Source organism: Variovorax humicola (assembly GCF_037889915.1).
Lineage (GTDB): Bacteria > Pseudomonadota > Gammaproteobacteria > Burkholderiales > Burkholderiaceae_C > Variovorax > Variovorax humicola.
This window is the reverse complement of sequence record NZ_JBBKZV010000018.1, coordinates 15,946-34,195: the sequence shown is the minus strand read 5'-3', so window position 1 is coordinate 34,195 and position 18,250 is coordinate 15,946. Positions and strand designations below refer to the sequence as shown.

The following is an 18,250-nucleotide window of genomic DNA, read 5'->3' as shown; positions in this document are numbered from 1 at the left end:
GCCGGCGGCGAGCGCCAGCGTAGAGCCCCGATGACGGCCCCGACCTGGACAGTCGGCATCGACCTGGGCACGACGCACACCGTCGTCGCCTATGCGCCGGCGCGAGGCCACGTGGCGGAGGACGCGATTCGGTTGTTCCAAATCGAGCAACTGGTCGCGCCCGGCGAGGTGGAGGCCCGCCCACTACTGCCGTCGATGCGCTACCACCCGGCGCCCGGCGAACTTGCGCCGGGTGACCTGGCGCTGCCATGGAAGTCGGCCGGCAGTGGCGATGCAGCGGTGATCGGCAGCCTGGCGCGTCGGCTCGGTGCCCAGGTGCCGGGCAGGATCGTGACCAGCGCCAAAAGCTGGCTGTCGCATGCGGCGGTCGACCGGATGGCGCCCATCCTGCCCTGGGGCGCGGCGGCCGAGGTGCCGAAAATCTCGCCGGTGGAGGCCAGCGCGAGCTACCTTGCGCACTTGCGCGCGGCCTGGAACCACCGTTTTCCGCAAGCCCTGCTCGAGCACCAAGAACTCGTTCTGACGGTGCCGGCCTCGTTCGACGATGCGGCGCGCTCGCTGACGTTGGCCGCGGCCACGGACGCGGGCCTGCCAAGGTTGCGCCTGCTCGAAGAGCCGCAGGCTGCGCTGTACGACTGGCTTTTCCGGCATCGCCGCTCGCTCGCGAAGGAACTGGCGAGCGCCCGGCTGGTGCTGGTGTGCGATGTCGGCGGCGGCACCACCGACCTGAGCCTGGTGCGCATCGACCAGGAAGGCGCCGAGCCTCGCTTCGAACGCATTGCAGTCGGCCGGCACCTGATGCTCGGCGGCGACAACATGGACCTGGCGCTCGCGCACCTGGCCGAAACCCGGCTGCACGCAGCGGCGGGCGAGGGCGCCGCGCGCCTGCCGGCCGGCCAGTTCGCCCAACTGGTCGAACGTTGCCGCGTCGCCAAGGAACGGCTCCTTGCCGCCGACGCGCCGGACAGCGCGCAGGTCACGCTGCTTGGCACGGGTTCCCGCCTGATCGGCGGCGCGCGCTCGGTGAAGCTCGACCGCGACGAGGTCCGGCGCCTCGTGCTCGATGGCTTCTTCCCGCAAGTGCCGGCTGGCGAACTGCCGCGCCGCGAGCGCGCCAGCGGACTGGTCGCGTTCGGCCTGCCCTATGCCAGCGACCCGGCGGTGACGCGCCACATCTCGGGCTTTCTGCAACAGCATGCGGCGGCAGGCTGGCCAGACGCGCTGCTGCTCAACGGCGGCGTGTTCCGCGCCGAGGCCATTGCCGCGCGCCTGCACGCGACGCTCGCCGCGTGGCGTGGCGCGCCGCTGCGGGCATTGCATTACGCCGACCCGGACGTCGCGGTCGCGCGCGGCGCGGTGGCCTATGCGCTGGCACGGCGCGGCCTGGCGCCGAAGATCGGCGGCGGCTCCGCACGCAGCTACTTCCTCCCGCTCGACGACGGCGAGGCGCGAGGCATCTGCGTATTGCCGCACGGCAGCGAAGAAGGCCGCGAGGTTCGCCTCGAAGGCCGAAGCTTCGAGCTGCGCGTCGGTGAACCGGTGCGCTTCCGCCTTGTGTCGACGACAGGCGGTGGCGGGGCCGGCCAGCCCGCACCGCTGGCAGGCGACCTGGTCGACTTCGACAAGTTCGAAGTGCAGCCGCTGCCGCCATTGGCCACGGTGGTCCGGGCCGGTGGCGTCGCCGCGCGACACGACATCCCTGTGCAGCTGGCAGCCATGCTGACGGAGGTCGGCACGCTCGAAATGCATTGCATCTCCGCGGACGATCCGACGCAGCGCTGGAAGCTCGAGTTCCGGTTGCGCGACGATCACGCGGCGCCCGCATCCGCTGACGCGGGGCCGCATCCGCGCTTCGACGAAGCAGTTGAATGCGTCGAGCGGGTCTTCGGCGCGCGCGACCGCGCGGTCGGGCCCAAGGCCGTCAAGCAGTTGCGCACGCAGCTCGAAGGACTGCTCGGCAGCCGCGAGCGATGGCCGACGGCGCTGTTGCGTCCGCTGTTCGACGCGCTGATGCAGCGTGCGCGCGGCCGTCATCGCTCGGCCGACCACGAGCGCCTGTGGCTGAGCCTGGCCGGCTGGTGCCTGCGGCCGGGCTTCGGTGCCGCGCTCGACGACTGGCGCATCGAACAGTTGTGGCCGCTGTTCGAACACGGCGTGCAGCACGGGCGCGAGCGCCAGGTCAATACGGAATGGTGGACGCTGTGGCGCCGCGTGGCCGGCGGTCTGGACGAGGCGGCCCAACAACGGCTGCTGCAGGATTTCGCGATCAACCTGCGGGGGGAGGAGGCGGGTCTCGAAGAACGTCCGCCGCGGCTTGTGCAGGGCGGGTGGGATGACATGGTGCGCATGGGCGCTTCGCTCGAACGCATCCCGGTCGAGCACAAGGTGGAGATCGGCGATTGGCTGGTCGAGCGCCTGCAGCGACCGACCGCCACGGCCGGCGATCCGCAGCCGCGCGACACCTGGACGCTCTGGGCCATCGGCCGCATCGGGGCGCGCGCGCCACTCTACGGCAGCGCGCATGGCGTCGTGCCGGTCGCCACCGCAATCACCTGGCTGGACGCGCTGCTCGCACTGGATTGGAAACGGGTGGACGGCGCGGCCGCCGCTGCCGCGAACCTGGCGCGCCTGAGCGGCGATCGCGCGCGGGACCTGCCGATCGAAGTGCGCGATCGCGTCATCGCCCGGCTGAAGACCCATCGGGCGCCGCCGGCGTGGACCGACCGTGTGCACGAGGTGGTGGCGCTGGACGAGGCCGGCGAACGCGGCGTGTTCGGTGAAGCCTTGCCGCCGGGGCTGAAGCTGATCCGCTGAACCACCCCCGAAGCGCCTGCTCGACATCGCCCGTTTTGGGGGGGCTCGAGCGCTTCTATCGCGACGTGCGGGCCTTTCGCATCCACAAGGGCACCAGCCAGGTCCACCAGATCGGCATCGGCAAGGCGCTCCTGCGCAACGCAGCCCAGGCCGAACCGGCATCGCGTGGGGGTCAGCTCTTCAGCGCATCCGCCACGCCGTAGACCTCGTGGCGCGCCTGCACTTCGGCTACGTGATGGCTCAGGATGGCGAGGTCGTAGGAGGTGCCGTCGCGATCCTTCACGTGGTCGCGCAGCACCGCCTCGGCGCGGAAGCCGAGCTCTTCGAACACCGCGATGGCTGAGCGCTGGTCGACCGTCATCTGGACGTAGAGCTTCTCGAGGCCCAGGCCCAGCGCGAGCGCGAAGCACTCCTGGATCAGCAGGCGTCCGAGCCCGCGTCCACGCCATGCGGGAGAAATCATGACGCGCAGTTCGGCGACGTGACGCGACCAGGAGCGCGGGTCCGTGACGATGGCCGTGCAGCCGACGAGTTCGCCATCGCAGCGCGCGGCGAGGCTGGTGATGCTGCCTTGCGCGATCGAATCGAGCCAGGCCGTGACCACCTTCGGATGGCTCACGTCGCGCCGCACGAAGAGCAGGTCGTGCGTGGGCAGCTTCTGCACGAAGGCGGCGACGGCGGCGCCTTCGGTGGGCGCCAGCAGTTCGACGTCGACGGTCGCGTTGCCGAGCTGGTGCTTGCGCGGATAGGCGCGGATGTGGTTGGTGTCGGTGTTGTTCATGTGGACCTCTTTGCAAGCCATTGATCGAGTGCGGGCCACATGCGCTTGACGGCATTGGGGCCGGCCACCAGGCTGACGTGGCCGCCCGGCAGCATGATTTCTTCCTTGTCCTGCGAGCCGGCCTGCGCCACCAGCGGCGCGGCGCACTCGGGCGGCACGAGGTGGTCGTACTGCGCGGTCACGTGCAGCAGCGGCACGGTGATGTCGTGGATGTCGACGGTGCGGCCGCCGACGCGCAGCGTGTTGTCGTACAGCCGGTTCTTCCAGACCAGTTCCTTGACGGTCTGGCGCAGGTACTCGCCCGCGAGCGGCAGCGTCTCCGCGCCGAAGCGGTCCATCATGCGGTAGCCCTTGACGTACTGGTCGTTCCACATGTTGTCCCACAGCCGGATTTGCGCGGCCATGCGCCCCGCCGGCCGCTGCGACTCGAAGGCGCCCATCACCACTTGCGAAGGCACGTTGCCCAGCGTGTCGACCAGGCGGTCGACGTCGAAGTGGCGCTGGTCGGCCATCGCCTGGAACAGGGTCATCTTCTTCCAGTCGATCGGCGTGGTGAAGCACACCAGGTTCTTCAGCGGCCCTTCAGGGTGCAGCGCCGCGTAGATGGTCGACAGCACGCCGCCCATGCAATAGCCCACCACCGTCACATCCGGTTCGCCCGAGTGCGCCTGCACGCGGCGGATGCAGTCCGGGATGAAGTCGAGCGTGTAGTCCTCGAACTTCAGGCGCTTCTCGTCCAGGGTGGGCGCGTCCCAGTCCATCACGTAGACGTCGTAGCCGCGCTTGAGCAGGAACTCGATCAGGCTCTGGCCCGGCGCCAGGTCGAAGATGTAGCTCTTGTTGGTCGTGGCCATCACCAGCAGCAGCGGCACGCGGTAGACCTCGGCGCTTTGCGGGTGGTAGTGGTAGAGGCCCAGCGTGCCGCGGCGGTGCAGCAGGCTGCGTGGCGTGGTGCCGACGGCCGGCGCCGGCGAGCCGAGGTATTCGAGGCCCTTGAAGCTGCGCTGGATGGCGCGGTCGACTTCGGTGCGCAGGCGTTTCGCGAGCGAAACGTCTTCGGTCTTGACGGGTGCGTTCATGTCTCACCCCTTGCGCTTTGGCGGGCGGGCAGGGCTGGCCACTGCAACGGGAGCAGGAGCCTCCGCACGGACGCCGCCGGGAACTGCGTTCGCCTCGGCAGGCGCACTGCCGATCGCCAACGCAGGCGCAACCTCCGGCGCCCGCTTGGTACGCGCGGGCCGATGCGTCGGTACGGGCGGCGGCAGCAGCATGTCGAGCTTGTCCTCGATGCGGCGCATCGCGGCGGCGATGGCCTCGACCTCGCTTCGGCTCGGCAGGCCGAGGCGCTCGTAAAACCGGGCCAGGTTCTTGTCGATCAGATGGTGCGTGCCGAGCGAGGCGCGCAGGACGAGCGCCAGCGCCTGGGCGAACGGTTCCGTCTGCATGTTGCGCGTGGCGACGTTGTTGACACCGCCTTCGAGACGGTTGATGGCCTCGCGCCACATCGCGAGTGGGTCGAGGAGTTGTCTGGTTTTCATGTGGATTTTTCCTTGGAGGAACGCAACCACGTCTTCGTGCCGATGTCTCCAGCCGGGCGATGCTTGCGTACGGCCTCAATGGTCGGGCGCAGGGCGTCGCGTGACACTACCCGCTACGGGTAGTCGGCACACCGTTCCTTCGCGCTGGCTTGCGGCGGTTGCGATCGGGAATTCCCCAGCTCGCCGAGGCGTGGCGGATGGTTGCACTGGCCATGGGTCGCAGGCCTTCCGTCATGCGGGTGGTCGAGAAAGACATCGACGGACCCGGTGGGCCGATTGCGCTGCGGATCTTCGTGCCAAGCCAGTCGCAACGGCTCAGGCCCGCCTTCCTGTGGTGCCATGGCGGAGGGTTCGTGATCGGTGATCTGGACACGGGCGATTCGATCTGCCGCCATATCGCGCTGGCCGCCGACTGCATCACGATTGGCGGCCCGGCCCTCGCCGCAGAAGACGTCCGTCCCGGCAGCGATCGAGAGCGGACAGATCGCCGTCGCCGGGAAGCGGGAGAAGGTGGGCGAGTTGCTGGGCATGCCGGAGACTTTCTCGCTCGGCTTCCCGGTCGTCGAGCCGCGCCCGGCGCGCCGAGGCGAGCCCAGCGACGGCGCGGAGCCGCTGACTACGGCGCGTCGGTCAATCGACCTGCGCGATCCGCAGGAGGTTGGTCGTGCCCGGTGCGCCGAATGGCATACCGGCAGCGATCACCACGGTCTGGCCCGCTTGCGCGAAGCCGCCCTTCGATGCGGTCGCCACGGCGACCTCGGTCATCTCGGTGACGTTCATCACGTCGTGGCACAACACCGGGTTGACGCCCCAGACCAGCGCGAGCCGCCGTGCCGTCGCGCGGCGCGGCGTCATGCCGATGATCGCGGCACGCGGCCGTTCGCGCGCCATGCGCAGCGCCGAAGACCCCGAACTCGTGTAGGCGACCATCGCCGCGACGTCGAGCAGTCCCGCCACCGAACGTGCAGCCCAACTGACCGCGTCGGCGGTGTTGGCCGATGGCCGTGTATGCGACGACTCGATGGCTTCGCGGTACTGCGGGTCGGCCTCGGTCCGCTCGATGATGCGATTCATCATCGCGACAGCCTCCACCGGAAACTTGCCCGATGCCGACTCGGCCGACAGCATCACCGCGTCGGCGCCGTCGTAGATCGCGGTCGCCACGTCCGACGCTTCGGCGCGCGTCGGCACCGGCGCGCCAACCATCGATTCGAGCATCTGCGTTGCAACGATCACCGGTTTGCCCAGGCGCCGGCACTCGCGCACGATGCGCTTCTGGATGGCGGGCACCTGCTCGGCGGGCATTTCCACGCCCAGGTCGCCGCGCGCCACCATCACCGCATCGGTCTCGGCCAGGATGGCATCCAGCGCCTCGATCGCGGCAGGCTTCTCGAGCTTGGCGACGATGCCCGCGCGGCCCTGCACGATCGCCTTGACCTCGACGATGTCTTCCGGGCGCTGCACGAACGACAGCGCAATCCAGTCGATGCCCAGCGTCAGGCCGAAGTCCAGGTCGGCGCGGTCCTTCTTCGTGATGGCCGACAGCGGCAGTACGACGCCCGGCACGTTCACGCCCTTGCGGTCCGACAGCATGCCGCCGTTGACGACCGTCGTATCGGCAAAGTCCTTGCCCGACTTCTCGACCTTGAGCCGAAGGCGGCCGTCGTCGAGCAGAAGCTCCGCGCCCGGCTTGAGGGCGGCGAAGATCTCGGGATGCGGCAGCGGGGCGCGGGTCGCGTCGCCCGGCTTGTCGCTGTCGAGGTCCAGGCGGAACGGCGCCCCTTCGACCAGCTTCACCGGGCCGTTCGCAAACGTGCCCACGCGCAGCTTCGGACCTTGCAGGTCGAGCAGCACGCCGATCGGGCGGCCGATGTCGGCTTCGATCGACCGGATCAGGTCGAGCCGCTGCTTGTGGTCGGCGTGGGTGCCGTGGCTGAAGTTGAGCCGAAACACGTCGGCACCGGCGCGCACAAGCGCTTCGATGGTGGCGCGGTCGGCGCTGGCCGGACCGAGCGTGGCGACGATCTTGGCATTGCAGTTACGTTGCGTGGTCATAGGGTTCCAATGGTGGGTGCGTCGTCGATGACGATGGCGCGGAAGTCGTTGACGTTGGTGAGGGTGGGGCCGGTCACGACCGAGTCGCCCAGGGCCTGGAAGAATCCGTGGCCGTCGTTGTTGTCCAGGCTCTTGCGCGGATGGATCCCGAGCGCCCACGCGCGCGCCAGGGTGTCGGGGGCGAGGCAGGCGCCGGCGATCTCCTCGATTCCGTCGACGCCATCGGTGTCGCCGGCAATCGCATGCACGCCGGGGAGCCCGTCCAGGGCGACACCCAGCGCCAGCAGGAACTCGACGTTGCGGCCGCCGCGGCCATTGCCCTCGATCGTCACCGTCGTCTCGCCGCCTGACAGCAGCACGCAAGGTGTCTCGAACGGCTGGCCGCGCAAGGCGACCTGGCGCGCGATGCCGGCGAAAGCCTTGCCCAGATCACGGGCCTCGCCCTCCAGGCTGTCACCCAGGATGTAGGGCGTGTAGCCGGCGGCGCGCGCCACGTCGGCGGCGGCTTCGAGCGCAATCTGCGGCGCGGTGATGATCCGCGTCGTGCTGCCCGCGAGCCGCGGATCGCCGGGCTTGATGCTTTCGGCTTCGGGGCTCCGAAGCAACGCAAGCACGGCGGGCGACACGTCGATGCGGTAGCGCTCGATGATCGCCAGCGCGTCGGCGCAGGTCGTGGGATCGGCCACGGTGGGTCCGGAGGCGATGTCCATCGGCGAGTCGCCCGGCACATCGGAGATCAGCAGCGTCAGCACACGTGCCGGATGGCAGGCCGCCGCGAGCCGGCCCCCCTTGGTCGCGGACAGGTGGCGGCGAACGCAATTCATCTCGGAAATGCTGGCGCCGCATTCGAGCAAGGCGGCGTTGACGGCCTGCTTGTCAGCGAGGGTGAGTCCCGGGCCCGGTGCGACCAGCAAGGACGAACCACCGCCCGAGATGAGTGCGATCACCAGGTCGTCGGCGCTGAGTCCGCTCACCAGCTGGCGGATGCGCTCGGTGGCCCGCAAGCCGGCTTTGTCGGGGACGGGATGCGCGGCTTCGACGATCTCGATGCGTTCGCAAGGCACGGCATAGCCGTAGCGGGTGACGACCAGGCCTTCGAGCGGGCCGTCCCAGTTGTCTTCGAGGGCGCGCGCCATGGCGGCCGACGCCTTGCCTGCGCCGATCACGATCGTTCGGCCCTTCGGGGGTGGCGGCAGATGGCGCGCAAGGCAGAGCGCAGGCTGGGCCGCGGCAACGGCGGCGTCGAACATGCTGCGCAGCAACGGTCGCCTGTCGGGCGGGGGTTGAGTGGTCAAGTGGATGTCTCCTGCAATCGATGGACCGTGGATCGGTTTGTGCAGGCAGTCTAGGAATGGACGACGAGAAAGACGAGTGACATCGCGGCAAGCTCCGCACTCCTGGCCGGAATAGCCTTTGGCGACAAGGACTTGCGAGACCAGGAATGCGCAGGCCTAGGTATAAACCCTTAGTGCACTGGACTACACCGAACACGCGGCGGAAGGCGGGAAGCGGCCCGTCGGGATCAGGCCAATGAATCAGCGTCCGCAGGCCACACGACCTGGGCAGCCGCCAACAGCGCCTGCAGCGTGAGGGAGTCTTCGTTCGAGCGCAGGTACAGCAACGACAACGGGCAAGGCATTCGAACCCCGGGCCAGACCACCGCCTGGCCATTGCGAAGCGCAGGCGCGGCGATGCGTTCGCGCATGAGGCCCAGCGCCACCCCGGTTTGAACCAGTTCGATCATGGAGGCCTCCTGATCCGCCTCGACAACGGTGTGACAGGCAAGGCCCCGCTCGGCGAACATCTGGTCGACCAGCCCGTGCTGCGAGCTTCCGGGCGGCGCGGCCAGCCAGGGCATTGCCGCCAGGTCCTCCCAGTCCGCGTTGCGCAATTGCGCCTCCCAGGCCGCAGGTCCGACCACAACATAGTGCTCCAGCGCCAGTTGGCGGACGGCGATCTCCGGATCCTTCAGCGTGCCGAGATAAAAGCATGTGTCGACCTGCTTTTCCCTGAGCATCTGCACCACGCCGCCCGAGATTCCGTGCAGCAGCGACACGTCCACATGCGGGTAGAGCTCCAGGAGCGTCGCGAGCAGGGGCCCCAGGCGAATCGACTCCGGATCGATGATCGTGCCGAGCTTCAACGCGCCGGACACCGTGCCACGCATCGAGGTGGCCATCGAGGCGATTTCCTGTGCCGACTCGACCGTCTTCACGGCCAGCGGGAGCAAGCGCCTGCCGGCTCCCGTCAGCACCATTCCGGCGGGCGTCCGAGCGAACAGCAGCACGCCCAGTTCCTCCTCGAAGCTCTTGATCTGCTTCGACAGGGCCGATTGCGTCAGGTGCAATTGTTCGGACGCGCGCACCAGTTGCCCGGTGCGGGCCACGGACAAGAATGATCTCAGTTGGTTCAGTTCCACGGGGGCATTGTGGCCGCGCTTCCACACGGATTTGCCGTTCACTGCCTCGCGGCGTATCGTGGTTGCCACGAAGGAGGAAACCATGCCTTCACCAAGAAGCCCCGTCCACACAGGAACGCGCGGCGTGCCGCCGATGCCGCCGGGTTCGTTCAGCCCGCCTGACGCCATGGCGCCGTTGTCCGATGCCGAGTTGTGTGAGCGTGCCGTCCAGACCATCTGGCGCAGCCTGGATGAGCGCGATCTGGTGGACGAGCATGTACGTGAGGAACTGGCATCGGTCATCGAGCCGCTGGTCGCACTTTCCCTGGGGCAGCTTCCGCAACGGTTGATCGACACCCTGAGGTTGCCGAATCCGATCGATGCCTCCCGCCTTTATTGGTTGACGCGCAGGCTTCTGACGCTGGTTCCCGTACTGCAGGCGGCGGAGATTGAATTCGACAAGCCGGGAGACCATCCGCCTGCGCCGCCTGCCTGACGGGTGAAAGCCCGGGCATAGGGCAGGGCGTCAACGAAACCAACGGCACCGGCACATTCGCGAGCCGCGAGAATGGGGCCCACCGCGACCTCGGCGCGGATTCTTGCAACTCTCAAAACACATGACCTGTTCTTTTGATTTTTCCGAGGCCAGCGTGGCCGAACTTTCGCGCTCGGACGCGCAGCGGGCACTCCTCGAAGATGTCGGCAATGGCGATCTGACAGCCGGATTGGTGGCCCCCCGGCGCCGGGCAACTGCCCATGTGCGGACACGCGAATCCGCGGTGCTTTGCGGGGCTCCATGGGTCGAAGCCGTTGTGCGCCAACTCGACCCCGAGGCGCGCGTGACGTGGCACGCCGCGGAAGGCGCGCATTGCAGTGCGGATCAGACCGTGCTGGAACTCACCGGCGATGCGCGCAGCTTGCTCAGTGCCGAACGCACCGCGCTCAATTTCCTGCAATTGCTCAGCGCCGTGGCGACGCGCACCGCCACATACGTCGACGCGGTGCGCGGCACGCGAGCCCAGATCGTCGACACACGCAAGACGCTTCCCGGCTTGCGTCTCGCGCAGAAATACGCCGTGCGTACCGGTGGCGGCACGAACCATCGAATCGGCCTGTACGACGCCATCCTCATCAAGGAAAACCATATCGCGGCTGCAGGGGGCGTGAGTGCGGCGCTGCAGGCCGCGGCGCAAGTCGCGGCACAGGCAAAGTTCGTCGAGATCGAGGTCGAGACCCTTGCCCAGCTCGACGAGGCGCTTGCCAACGGCGCGCGCATGGTGTTGCTGGACAACATGGACCTGCCCACCCTGAATGAAGCCGTGCGCCGCAACGAGGCGGCCGGCGATGCGCGTGCGGTGCTGGAGATCTCCGGCGGGGTCACGCTCGACAGCATCCGTTCCCTGGCCGAGACCGGCGTCGATCGAATCTCGGTCGGTGCGCTCACCAAGGACGTCAAGGCGATCGATTTTTCGATGCGCTTTCGCGAGGATTGAACGATGGATAGCGCAGTCATCGATGTCGACTACGAACAACCGCTTGCGCTGGATGGCGGTGCCGGGGGCGCCTGCGACACGCGGCACGCCTGGGCCCGTGTGCCGCCCGAGCCCACCCTGGTCGAGCGAAATGCATTGAAGGATCGCATCCGTCGCCTGCTGCGCGAGCGCAACGCGGTGATGGTGTCGCACTTTTACGTGCATCCCGACCTGCAGGACCTTGCCGAGGAAACCGGCGGCCTGGTGAGCGACTCGCTCGAGATGGCGCGCTTCGGCCGCGACCATGCGGCACAGACGCTGGTGGTCTCCGGCGTGCGCTTCATGGGCGAGACTGCGAAGATCCTGTCGCCCGAGAAGCGCGTGCTGATGCCCGACCTGGACGCGAACTGCTCGCTGGACCTTGGCTGTCCCGCCGATGCCTTCAGTGCGTTCTGCGACCAGCATCCCGATCGAACGGTTGTCGTGTACGCCAACACCAGCGCCGCCGTCAAGGCGCGGGCCGACTGGCTCGTCACGTCGAGCTGCGCGCTGGATGTCGTGCGGGCGCTGCACGCGCAGGGTCGGAAGATCCTGTGGGCGCCCGACCGCCACCTTGGCGACTACATCCGCCGCCAGACCGGCGCTGACATGGTGAGCTGGCAGGGCGCGTGCATCGTGCATGACGAATTCAAGGCGCTCGAACTCGAGCTGCTCATGAAAGACCATCCAGCAGCCCGCGTGCTCGTGCATCCAGAATCGCCGGCCGACGTGATTGCGCTGGCCGATGCGGTCGGCTCGACCTCGGCGATCCTGAGCGCCGCGAAGCAGATGGACGCAACGGAGTTCATCGTCGCGACCGACACCGGCATGCTGCACAAGCTGCGCAAGCTGAACCCGGGCAAGACCTTCATCGAAGCGCCAACCTCCGGCAACGGCGCCACCTGCAAGAGCTGCGCGCACTGCCCCTGGATGGCGATGAACGGCCTGGCGGACGTGGCGCGCGTGCTGGATACGGGCGCTGGCGAAGTCCACGTCGATCCGGCTCTGGGGCTGCGCGCGCGCGTACCGATCGACCGCATGCTGGCATTCACGGCGGGGCTCAAGAACGGCCTTCCGGCGGGCAGCCTCGTCGCGGGCATCGGTGCGGTGTGAAATGAACACCCCCGATGCGCCTGCGGCGCCTCCCCCTCAAGGGGGCGCACCCAGCGGCCCGGCAAAGCCGGTTCCGCGGGTGCCCACGAACAGACTTCGCGGTGCTCGTCCTGGGTTCATACGTCGCGGGTCATGCGGTAGCGTGGTAATAACATCAAACACCCCCGATGCGCCTTCGGCGCCTCCCCCTCGAAGGGGGCGCACCCAGCGGCCCGGCAAAGCCGGTTCCGCGGGTGCCCACGAACAGACTTCGCGGTGCTCGTCCTGGGTTCATGCCTCGCGGGTCATGCGGTAGCGTGGTGGAAAACTGTTAAGACATGGCCGGGTCGTCGCGTGCCCATCCGTTTTTGCCACGGGCGCCTGCGGGCGTCGGGCTGCCATACTCCGCGCCGGGAAATTTCCCACGTCAAAAGAAGTTAGGGTATTCATGTCAGGTCACGGTTTTCACGTGCACGGCCCGCACGATCATGAGTTGGAGCACGCCGCGTCGGGTGGTCATCACGGTTCCGAGGCAGAAGGCAAACCCGGCCATGCCAGCATGACGAGCAAGATCGCGGTGTGCACCGCGATCATCGCTACCGTGGGGGCGATCTTTGCGTACATGGGCGGCGCCACCCAGGCCAACGCCGGCCTCTACAAGAACAACGCCGCCATCAAGAAGACGGAAGCCTCCAACCAATGGAATTACTACCAGGCCAAGAGCACAAAGCAGTCGCTCGCCGAATTCGCACGCGACACGTCGACCGACGATCGCAGGCAGGCCTGGCAGGAAAAGGCGGCCCGCTATGAGCGGGAGAAGGCAGATATCCAGGGCATCGCGCAGAAGCTGGAAAGCGAGGCCGAGGACTGGGACCGCAAGTCCGATGCACAGATGCACCAGCACCACCGCTGGGCCCAGGCCACCACGGTGCTGCAGGTGTCGATCGCGCTCGCGGCGATCGCACTGCTGACCCGGAAGAAATGGCTCGAACGGGGAATGTTCGGCGTCGCGGCTGCCGGCCTGCTGGTCGGCTTGCTGGCGGCGCTGCACATTTGAGCGCCGGGCGGGGCGTTCAGGCCATCGAGTCGATCTCGAGGTTGTCGATGAGGCGCGTGCCGCCCAGGCGCGCTGCGGCCAGCGCAACCAGCGGCTCGCCTGGCGCGGGCGCTCGCAGGTCGGCCCGGCGACGCAGGACCAGGTAGTCGGGCTGCCAGCCGCGCTGGCGCAATGCATCCGTGGCGCGCGCCTCGATGGCCGCGAAATCGCGCTCACCAGATCGCACGGCCTCGGCCATGGCGCGCAGCGCCTTCGAGAGCTGCACCGCCTCCGCGCGCTCGGCCTCGCTCAGGTAGCCGTTTCGAGAAGACAACGCCAGGCCGTCAGCGGCGCGTCGCGTGTCCACAGCCACGATCTCGATGGGCAGCGCGAACTGCCGCACCATGTGCCGGATCATCATGAGTTGCTGGTAGTCCTTCTTGCCGAACATGGCAACGCGCGGCTGTACGCAAGAGAAAAGCTTCATGACCACGGTGCACACGCCGACGAAGAAGCCGGGCCGGAAATGGCCTTCGAGGATGTCGGCCAGGGCCGGGTCGGGATGCACCTTGCAGGTCTGCGCCTCGGGATAGAGCGCGCGCTCGTGGGGCGCGAACAGCACGTTGCAACCGGCCGCGCGCAGTTTTTCGCAGTCGCTGTCCCAGGTGCGCGGATAGGTGTCGAAGTCTTCGTGCGGCAGGAATTGCAGGCGATTGACGAAAATGCTGGCAACCGTGACGTCGCCCAGTGGCTTGGCCTGGCGCACCAGGTCCAGGTGGCCGTCGTGCAGGTTGCCCATGGTCGGGACGAAGGCGGGTCGTCGGTACGCGGCGAGGTGTTCGCGCAGTTCGTCGATGGTGCGGGCGATGTGCATGTGCGTGCTATTGATGGATGGAGCGAGCCGGCGGCTCACCAGGCGTGCAGCCGGTCGTCGGGGAAGCTGCCGTCCTTCACGGCACGTACGTAGGCGTGCAGCGCCTCGGCGATTCCACCGCCTTCGGCCATGAAGTTGCGAACGAACTTCGGCATCTTGCCGAGGTTGATGCCCAGCATGTCGTGCATCACCAGGACCTGTCCGGCCGTTGCCTGTCCGGCGCCGATGCCGATGGTGGCGCAATGCGTCAGCTCCCGCGTGAGCGAAGCGGCGAGCGCCGCAGGCACCATTTCCAGCACGAGCATTGCCGCGCCGGCGTCTTGCAAATCCAGCGCGTGCCGGCGCAATACTGCCGCCGCTTCGCTGTCCCTGCCCTGTACGCGATAGCCGCCGAGCGCATGGACAGTTTGCGGGGTGAGCCCGAGATGGGCACAAACCGGAATGCCGCGCTCCACCAGGAAGCGGACCGTTTCGGCGGTCCAGCCACCGCCTTCCAGCTTGACCATGTGGGCGCCGGCCTGCATCAGCACCGTGGCGCTGCGCAGCGCCTGTTCGCGCGATTCCTGATAGCTGCCAAAGGGCAGGTCGGCGATGAGCCACGCGGTACCCTGCACGCGGCGCAGGCCGCGCGAGACGCTGTCCGTGTGATAGCGCATGGTGTCGAGCGTGACGCCCACGGTGCTGTGCAGCCCCTGGCACACCATGCCGAGCGAATCGCCCACGAGCAGGCATTCAACGCCGGCGGCATCGGCCATTGCGGCAAAGGTCGCGTCATAGGCCGTGAGCATGGAGATCTTCTCGCCGCGCGCATGCATGTCCGCCAGGCGCGGCAGGCTCAAGGGCTTGCGCAACGACGGGGGCGAAGCGGGCGGCAACGTGCCGTACGGGCTGGCCGATTCGGTGGTCGTCGTAGTGGTCGTCATGAACGTGCCTTGACGTTGATGGCGTCAGGCCGCGACGGGTTCGCCGGACGCGGCCTGCACCGGAATGTGGGCACGCTCTTCCTTGATGCGATTGGCGCCATCGACGAACACCAGTTTCGGCCTGTGCGCGGCCACCTTGTCTTCCGGTACGAGGCCGAAGGCGGCAATGATGATCAGGTCGCCGACCGAGGCCTTGCGCGCGGCGGAGCCGTTCACCGAGATGATGCCGGTGCCGCGCTCGCCCCGGATCGCGTAGGTCACGAAGCGCTCGCCGTTGTTGATGTTCCAGATGTGGACCTGTTCGTTTTCAGACAGGTTGGCGGCATCGAGCAAGTCTTCATCGATGGCACAGGAGCCCTCGTAGTGCAGTTCGCAATCGGTAACGGCGACGCGATGGATCTTGGACTTGAGCAGGGTACGGAGCATGGCTGGGAACTTTCTCTTCGAGAGATTGAAGCATGGAGGAGGGCGGTCTCAGCTTTCGGCTGGCACCAGAATGGTCGGCACCGCGGTTGCGGCCAGCAAGGGGTAGTCACGGCTGAAATGCAGGCCACGGCTTTCGTGCCGCGACTGCGCGGAGCGCACGATAAGTTCGGCCACCTGCACGAGGTTGCGCAGTTCGAGCAGATCTTGCGTGACCCGGAACTGTCCGTAGAACTCGTCGATCTCGCTGGACAGCAGCGCAATGCGGTGCGCCGCGCGTTCCAGCCGCTTGTTGGTGCGCACGATGCCCACGTAGTCCCACATGAAGCGCCGCAACTCGTCCCAGTTGTGCGAGATGACCACGATCTCGTCGGCGTCGGTGACGCGGCTGTGGTCCCATGGCGGCAGGTCCGCCAGTGCACGTGCAGGCGCTGCGGCAATGGCTTCCACTGCCGCGCGCGCGAACACCATGCACTCGACGAGCGAGTTGCTGGCCAGGCGGTTGGCGCCGTGCAGGCCGGTGCAGGCGGTCTCGCCGATGGCGTAGAGCCCTTCGACATCGGTGCGCCCGCTCAGGTCGCTCACCACGCCGCCGCAGGTGTAGTGCGCGGCCGGCACGACGGGAATGGGATCGCGCGTGATGTCGATGCCAAGCGACGCGCAGCGCGCCAGGATGTTCGGGAAATGCTCTTGCAGGAAGGCCGGGCTTTGATGCGAGATGTCCAGGTACACGCAGTCGAGGCCGTGCTTCTTCATTTCGAAATCGATCGCGCGTGCCACCACGTCGCGCGGCGCGAGTTCGGCGCGCTCGTCGTGCGCGGGCATGAAGCGGATGCCGCCCGCGGACTCCGGCAGCTTGAGTTGCCCGCCTTCTCCCCGTACCGCTTCGCTGATCAGGAACGACTTCGCGAAAGGGTGATAGAGACAGGTTGGATGGAACTGGATGAACTCCATGTTCGACACGCGGCAACCCGCGCGCCAGGCGGCAGCGATGCCGTCGCCAGTGGCCGTGTCGGGATTCGTCGTGTAGAGATAGACCTTGCCTGCGCCTCCCGTCGCAAGGATGGTGTGGGGTGCGCGGAACGTGACCACCTCGTCCGCGGCCACGTCCAGCGCGTAGAGGCCCACGCAGCCCGTGTCGGCGAGCCCGAGCTTGGCGCCCGTGATCAGGTCGACGAGCGTATGGCCTTCGAACACCGTGATGTTGGGCGTGCGCCGGACCACGTCGATAAGGCAACGCTGCACCGCGGCGCCTGTGGCGTCTGTCACGTGCGCCACGCGGCGTTGGCTGTGGCCACCTTCGCGCGTGAGGTGCAGCAAGCCGTTCTCTTCGGAGAAAGGCACGCCGAGCGTTTGCAGCCAGGCGATGGCTTCGGGCGCATGCTCGACGACGAAGCGCGTGGCCGCGAGGTCGCAAAGGCCCGCGCCCGCAATCAACGTGTCGTCGACATGCGCCTGGATGGTGTCGCCTTCGCCCAGCACTGCGGCAATGCCACCTTGTGCCCACTGGCTCGCGCCATCGCTCATTGCGCGCTTGGTAAGGACGGCCACGCGGTGCGTGCGGGCGAGATGTACTGCGGCACTGAGACCTGCAAGGCCGCTGCCAACGATCAGAACATCGAAGTCGTGAAGAGTCAAAGTCCGTTCAATCCTGAAAAATGGGCACGAGTGCCGTCAAAAAGGGCGAACGATACCGGACTTCAGAGTTACGCCTCCGTGCACTTAGTCAACCCGGGCCATCGAGCAAGAGGCACTCCGCCAAATGATGGGTTGCCAACTTTGCGCTGCAGATGGTGCCCGAGGTCGTGGCCTATACGTTGACGATGCCCATGCTCACCCCCGCTTCGGGTTGGCTGGCCGACCTGTTCGGCGCGCGGGCTGCCTATTTCTGGGCCATCCTGCTGTTCGCCATTGGCTCGGCACTGTGTGCGAGCGTGCAGTCATTGCCGCAACTCATCGCCGCGCGATCAAAGCGCTCCGCAAAGGGCAAACGAATATGCGGCATCCTGTGCTGCAACGAAGCCGCGCCTGGTGGGCAGATTCAGATTTGCATAGGGCTTGGAGGCAGGCTCGCGCGTGGCCGCGTTCGAGAAAAGGCGAAAGACGCCCTGACGTGACGCGGGCGCTGGCGGGATTTCGCCACGCGCCTTCACCACGATGTCTTCAATGTGCGTCTTGTTGTGCCGAACAATCGCTTGGCGATCGCCGTCGACCACGCAAAGCGTTCCCTGCTCGGTTTCCAGCACATCCCGAAAGCGATCCCAAACCGCCGAGATGGACGGCTTGATGCCTGCGAGTTCGCATCCTGCGCTTTCGGCATGCGCAACCAGTTCGGCGTGAAGCTCGTTGGAGATGCACGAGACCAGTTGGCCCTTTCCTGCGGATTGTTCGGCGAAGCAGAATCGCGCCTGAGAGGCGTCCTGCTCGTAGAGCTGCTCGAACCGCTCGCGCGCATAGGCGTCACGAAGTACTCGGTCCTGGTGGGCAGGAGACCAAGGGAGCATGAAATATTGCGCCTCGGTCGTGCCCACGATCCAGACGATGGTCCGACGAGCAGGCGCGTCGGCGATCCACGTCGCCAGCGCGTCCATTGCGATAGCTCGCTCGCCGGCAATGAATTCGAAACTGGCCTTGCGTGAGACTGCAGACTTACCCCAGGTGCGCTTCATTTCGCAGGCGATCAATGCGCCTGCCGACAAATGCACCCGAATCTCTGCGCTGGTAAGAAGACTTGCGATTTCCATGTCCATGATTGGACGGAAAACCGAAACTAAAGGTAACTAACAATAGTGGTAGGTATGGTTC

Annotated in this window: 17 protein-coding genes and 1 pseudogene; 7 read left to right on the top strand and 11 right to left on the bottom strand. The window is 67.2% G+C overall.

The window, feature by feature from the left end; translation table 11 throughout:
• The first annotated feature begins 30 nt into the window (after window positions 1-30).
• Together WKW80_RS23595 and WKW80_RS23590 are read left to right on the top strand one after the other, a co-directional pair.
• Window positions 31-2,814, top strand: coding sequence for an Hsp70 family protein (locus WKW80_RS23595; RefSeq protein ID WP_340366002.1), 2,784 nt, complete (start codon window positions 31-33; stop codon window positions 2,812-2,814).
• 35 nt (window positions 2,815-2,849) lie between these two features.
• A complete protein-coding gene (locus WKW80_RS23590; protein ID WP_340366001.1) occupies window positions 2,850-3,017 on the top strand; it encodes an acyl-CoA dehydrogenase family protein in 168 nt (55 codons plus the stop codon).
• Here WKW80_RS23590 and WKW80_RS23585 read toward each other — a convergent pair.
• From WKW80_RS23585 to WKW80_RS23575, 3 genes are read right to left on the bottom strand one after another with little or no spacing between them, the layout of a single operon-like run.
• A complete protein-coding gene (locus tag WKW80_RS23585; RefSeq protein ID WP_340366000.1) occupies window positions 2,987-3,595 on the bottom strand; it encodes a GNAT family N-acetyltransferase in 609 nt (202 codons plus the stop codon). The two genes, WKW80_RS23590 and WKW80_RS23585, sit on opposite strands and share 31 nt — an antisense overlap.
• Window positions 3,592-4,674, bottom strand: coding sequence for an alpha/beta fold hydrolase (locus WKW80_RS23580; RefSeq protein ID WP_340365999.1), 1,083 nt, complete (start codon window positions 4,672-4,674; stop codon window positions 3,592-3,594). The genes WKW80_RS23585 and WKW80_RS23580 overlap by 4 nt, the downstream gene beginning before the upstream one ends.
• 3 nt (window positions 4,675-4,677) lie before the next feature.
• Window positions 4,678-5,133, bottom strand: coding sequence for a hypothetical protein (locus WKW80_RS23575; protein WP_340365998.1), 456 nt, complete (start codon window positions 5,131-5,133; stop codon window positions 4,678-4,680).
• 197 nt (window positions 5,134-5,330) lie between these two features.
• Here WKW80_RS23575 and WKW80_RS37380 point away from each other — a divergent pair.
• Window positions 5,331-5,513 (top strand): annotated as a pseudogene (locus tag WKW80_RS37380) (alpha/beta hydrolase); the annotation flags it as partial.
• A 250-nt stretch (window positions 5,514-5,763) separates the two neighbouring features.
• Here WKW80_RS37380 and pyk read toward each other — a convergent pair.
• From pyk to WKW80_RS23555, 3 genes are all read right to left on the bottom strand, one after another.
• Entirely contained in the window at window positions 5,764-7,188 is a 1,425-nt protein-coding gene (pyk, locus tag WKW80_RS23565; protein WP_340365996.1) for a pyruvate kinase, read from the bottom strand.
• Entirely contained in the window at window positions 7,185-8,438 is a 1,254-nt protein-coding gene (locus WKW80_RS23560) for a glycerate kinase type-2 family protein (protein WP_340366074.1), read from the bottom strand. Before WKW80_RS23560 ends, pyk begins: the two co-directional genes overlap by 4 nt.
• Before the next feature lie 272 nt (window positions 8,439-8,710).
• Window positions 8,711-9,607: a LysR family transcriptional regulator gene (locus WKW80_RS23555; RefSeq protein ID WP_340365995.1), complete on the bottom strand. Its 897-nt coding sequence runs from the start codon at window positions 9,605-9,607 to the stop codon at window positions 8,711-8,713.
• Between the two features lie 166 nt (window positions 9,608-9,773).
• On the opposite strand from WKW80_RS23555, the gene WKW80_RS23550 reads away from it, so the two are divergent.
• The 4 genes from WKW80_RS23550 (at window position 9,774) to WKW80_RS23535 (ending at window position 13,246) form a co-directional block, all read left to right on the top strand.
• On the top strand, window positions 9,774-10,082 hold the full coding sequence (locus WKW80_RS23550) for a hypothetical protein (protein ID WP_340365994.1): 309 nt from the start codon (window positions 9,774-9,776) through the stop codon (window positions 10,080-10,082).
• Window positions 10,083-10,203: 121 nt separating this feature from the next.
• Window positions 10,204-11,079 (top strand): carboxylating nicotinate-nucleotide diphosphorylase, encoded by an 876-nt coding sequence (gene nadC, locus WKW80_RS23545; protein ID WP_340365993.1) that lies wholly within the window; start codon window positions 10,204-10,206, stop codon window positions 11,077-11,079.
• Between the two features lie 3 nt (window positions 11,080-11,082).
• On the top strand, window positions 11,083-12,210 hold the full coding sequence (nadA, locus tag WKW80_RS23540) for a quinolinate synthase NadA (protein WP_340365992.1): 1,128 nt from the start codon (window positions 11,083-11,085) through the stop codon (window positions 12,208-12,210).
• Between the two features lie 427 nt (window positions 12,211-12,637).
• Window positions 12,638-13,246, top strand: a complete 609-nt coding sequence (locus tag WKW80_RS23535) for a DUF4337 domain-containing protein (protein WP_340365991.1) — start codon at window positions 12,638-12,640, stop codon at window positions 13,244-13,246.
• A 16-nt stretch (window positions 13,247-13,262) separates the two neighbouring features.
• On the opposite strand, the gene panC is transcribed toward WKW80_RS23535, so the two are convergent.
• The 5 genes from panC to WKW80_RS23505 form a co-directional block, all read right to left on the bottom strand.
• Window positions 13,263-14,099, bottom strand: coding sequence for a pantoate--beta-alanine ligase (gene panC, locus WKW80_RS23530; protein WP_340365990.1), 837 nt, complete (start codon window positions 14,097-14,099; stop codon window positions 13,263-13,265).
• Between the two features lie 35 nt (window positions 14,100-14,134).
• Window positions 14,135-15,022, bottom strand: a complete 888-nt coding sequence (gene panB, locus WKW80_RS23525; RefSeq protein ID WP_340365989.1) for a 3-methyl-2-oxobutanoate hydroxymethyltransferase — start codon at window positions 15,020-15,022, stop codon at window positions 14,135-14,137.
• A 24-nt stretch (window positions 15,023-15,046) separates the two neighbouring features.
• Window positions 15,047-15,448: an aspartate 1-decarboxylase gene (gene panD / locus WKW80_RS23520; protein WP_340365988.1), complete on the bottom strand. Its 402-nt coding sequence runs from the start codon at window positions 15,446-15,448 to the stop codon at window positions 15,047-15,049.
• A 48-nt stretch (window positions 15,449-15,496) separates the two neighbouring features.
• Window positions 15,497-17,083 (bottom strand): L-aspartate oxidase, encoded by a 1,587-nt coding sequence (gene nadB, locus WKW80_RS23515; RefSeq protein WP_340365987.1) that lies wholly within the window; start codon window positions 17,081-17,083, stop codon window positions 15,497-15,499.
• Between the two features lie 329 nt (window positions 17,084-17,412).
• Window positions 17,413-18,195, bottom strand: a complete 783-nt coding sequence (locus tag WKW80_RS23505) for a hypothetical protein (protein ID WP_340365986.1) — start codon at window positions 18,193-18,195, stop codon at window positions 17,413-17,415.
• Window positions 18,196-18,250: the final 55 nt, after the last annotated feature.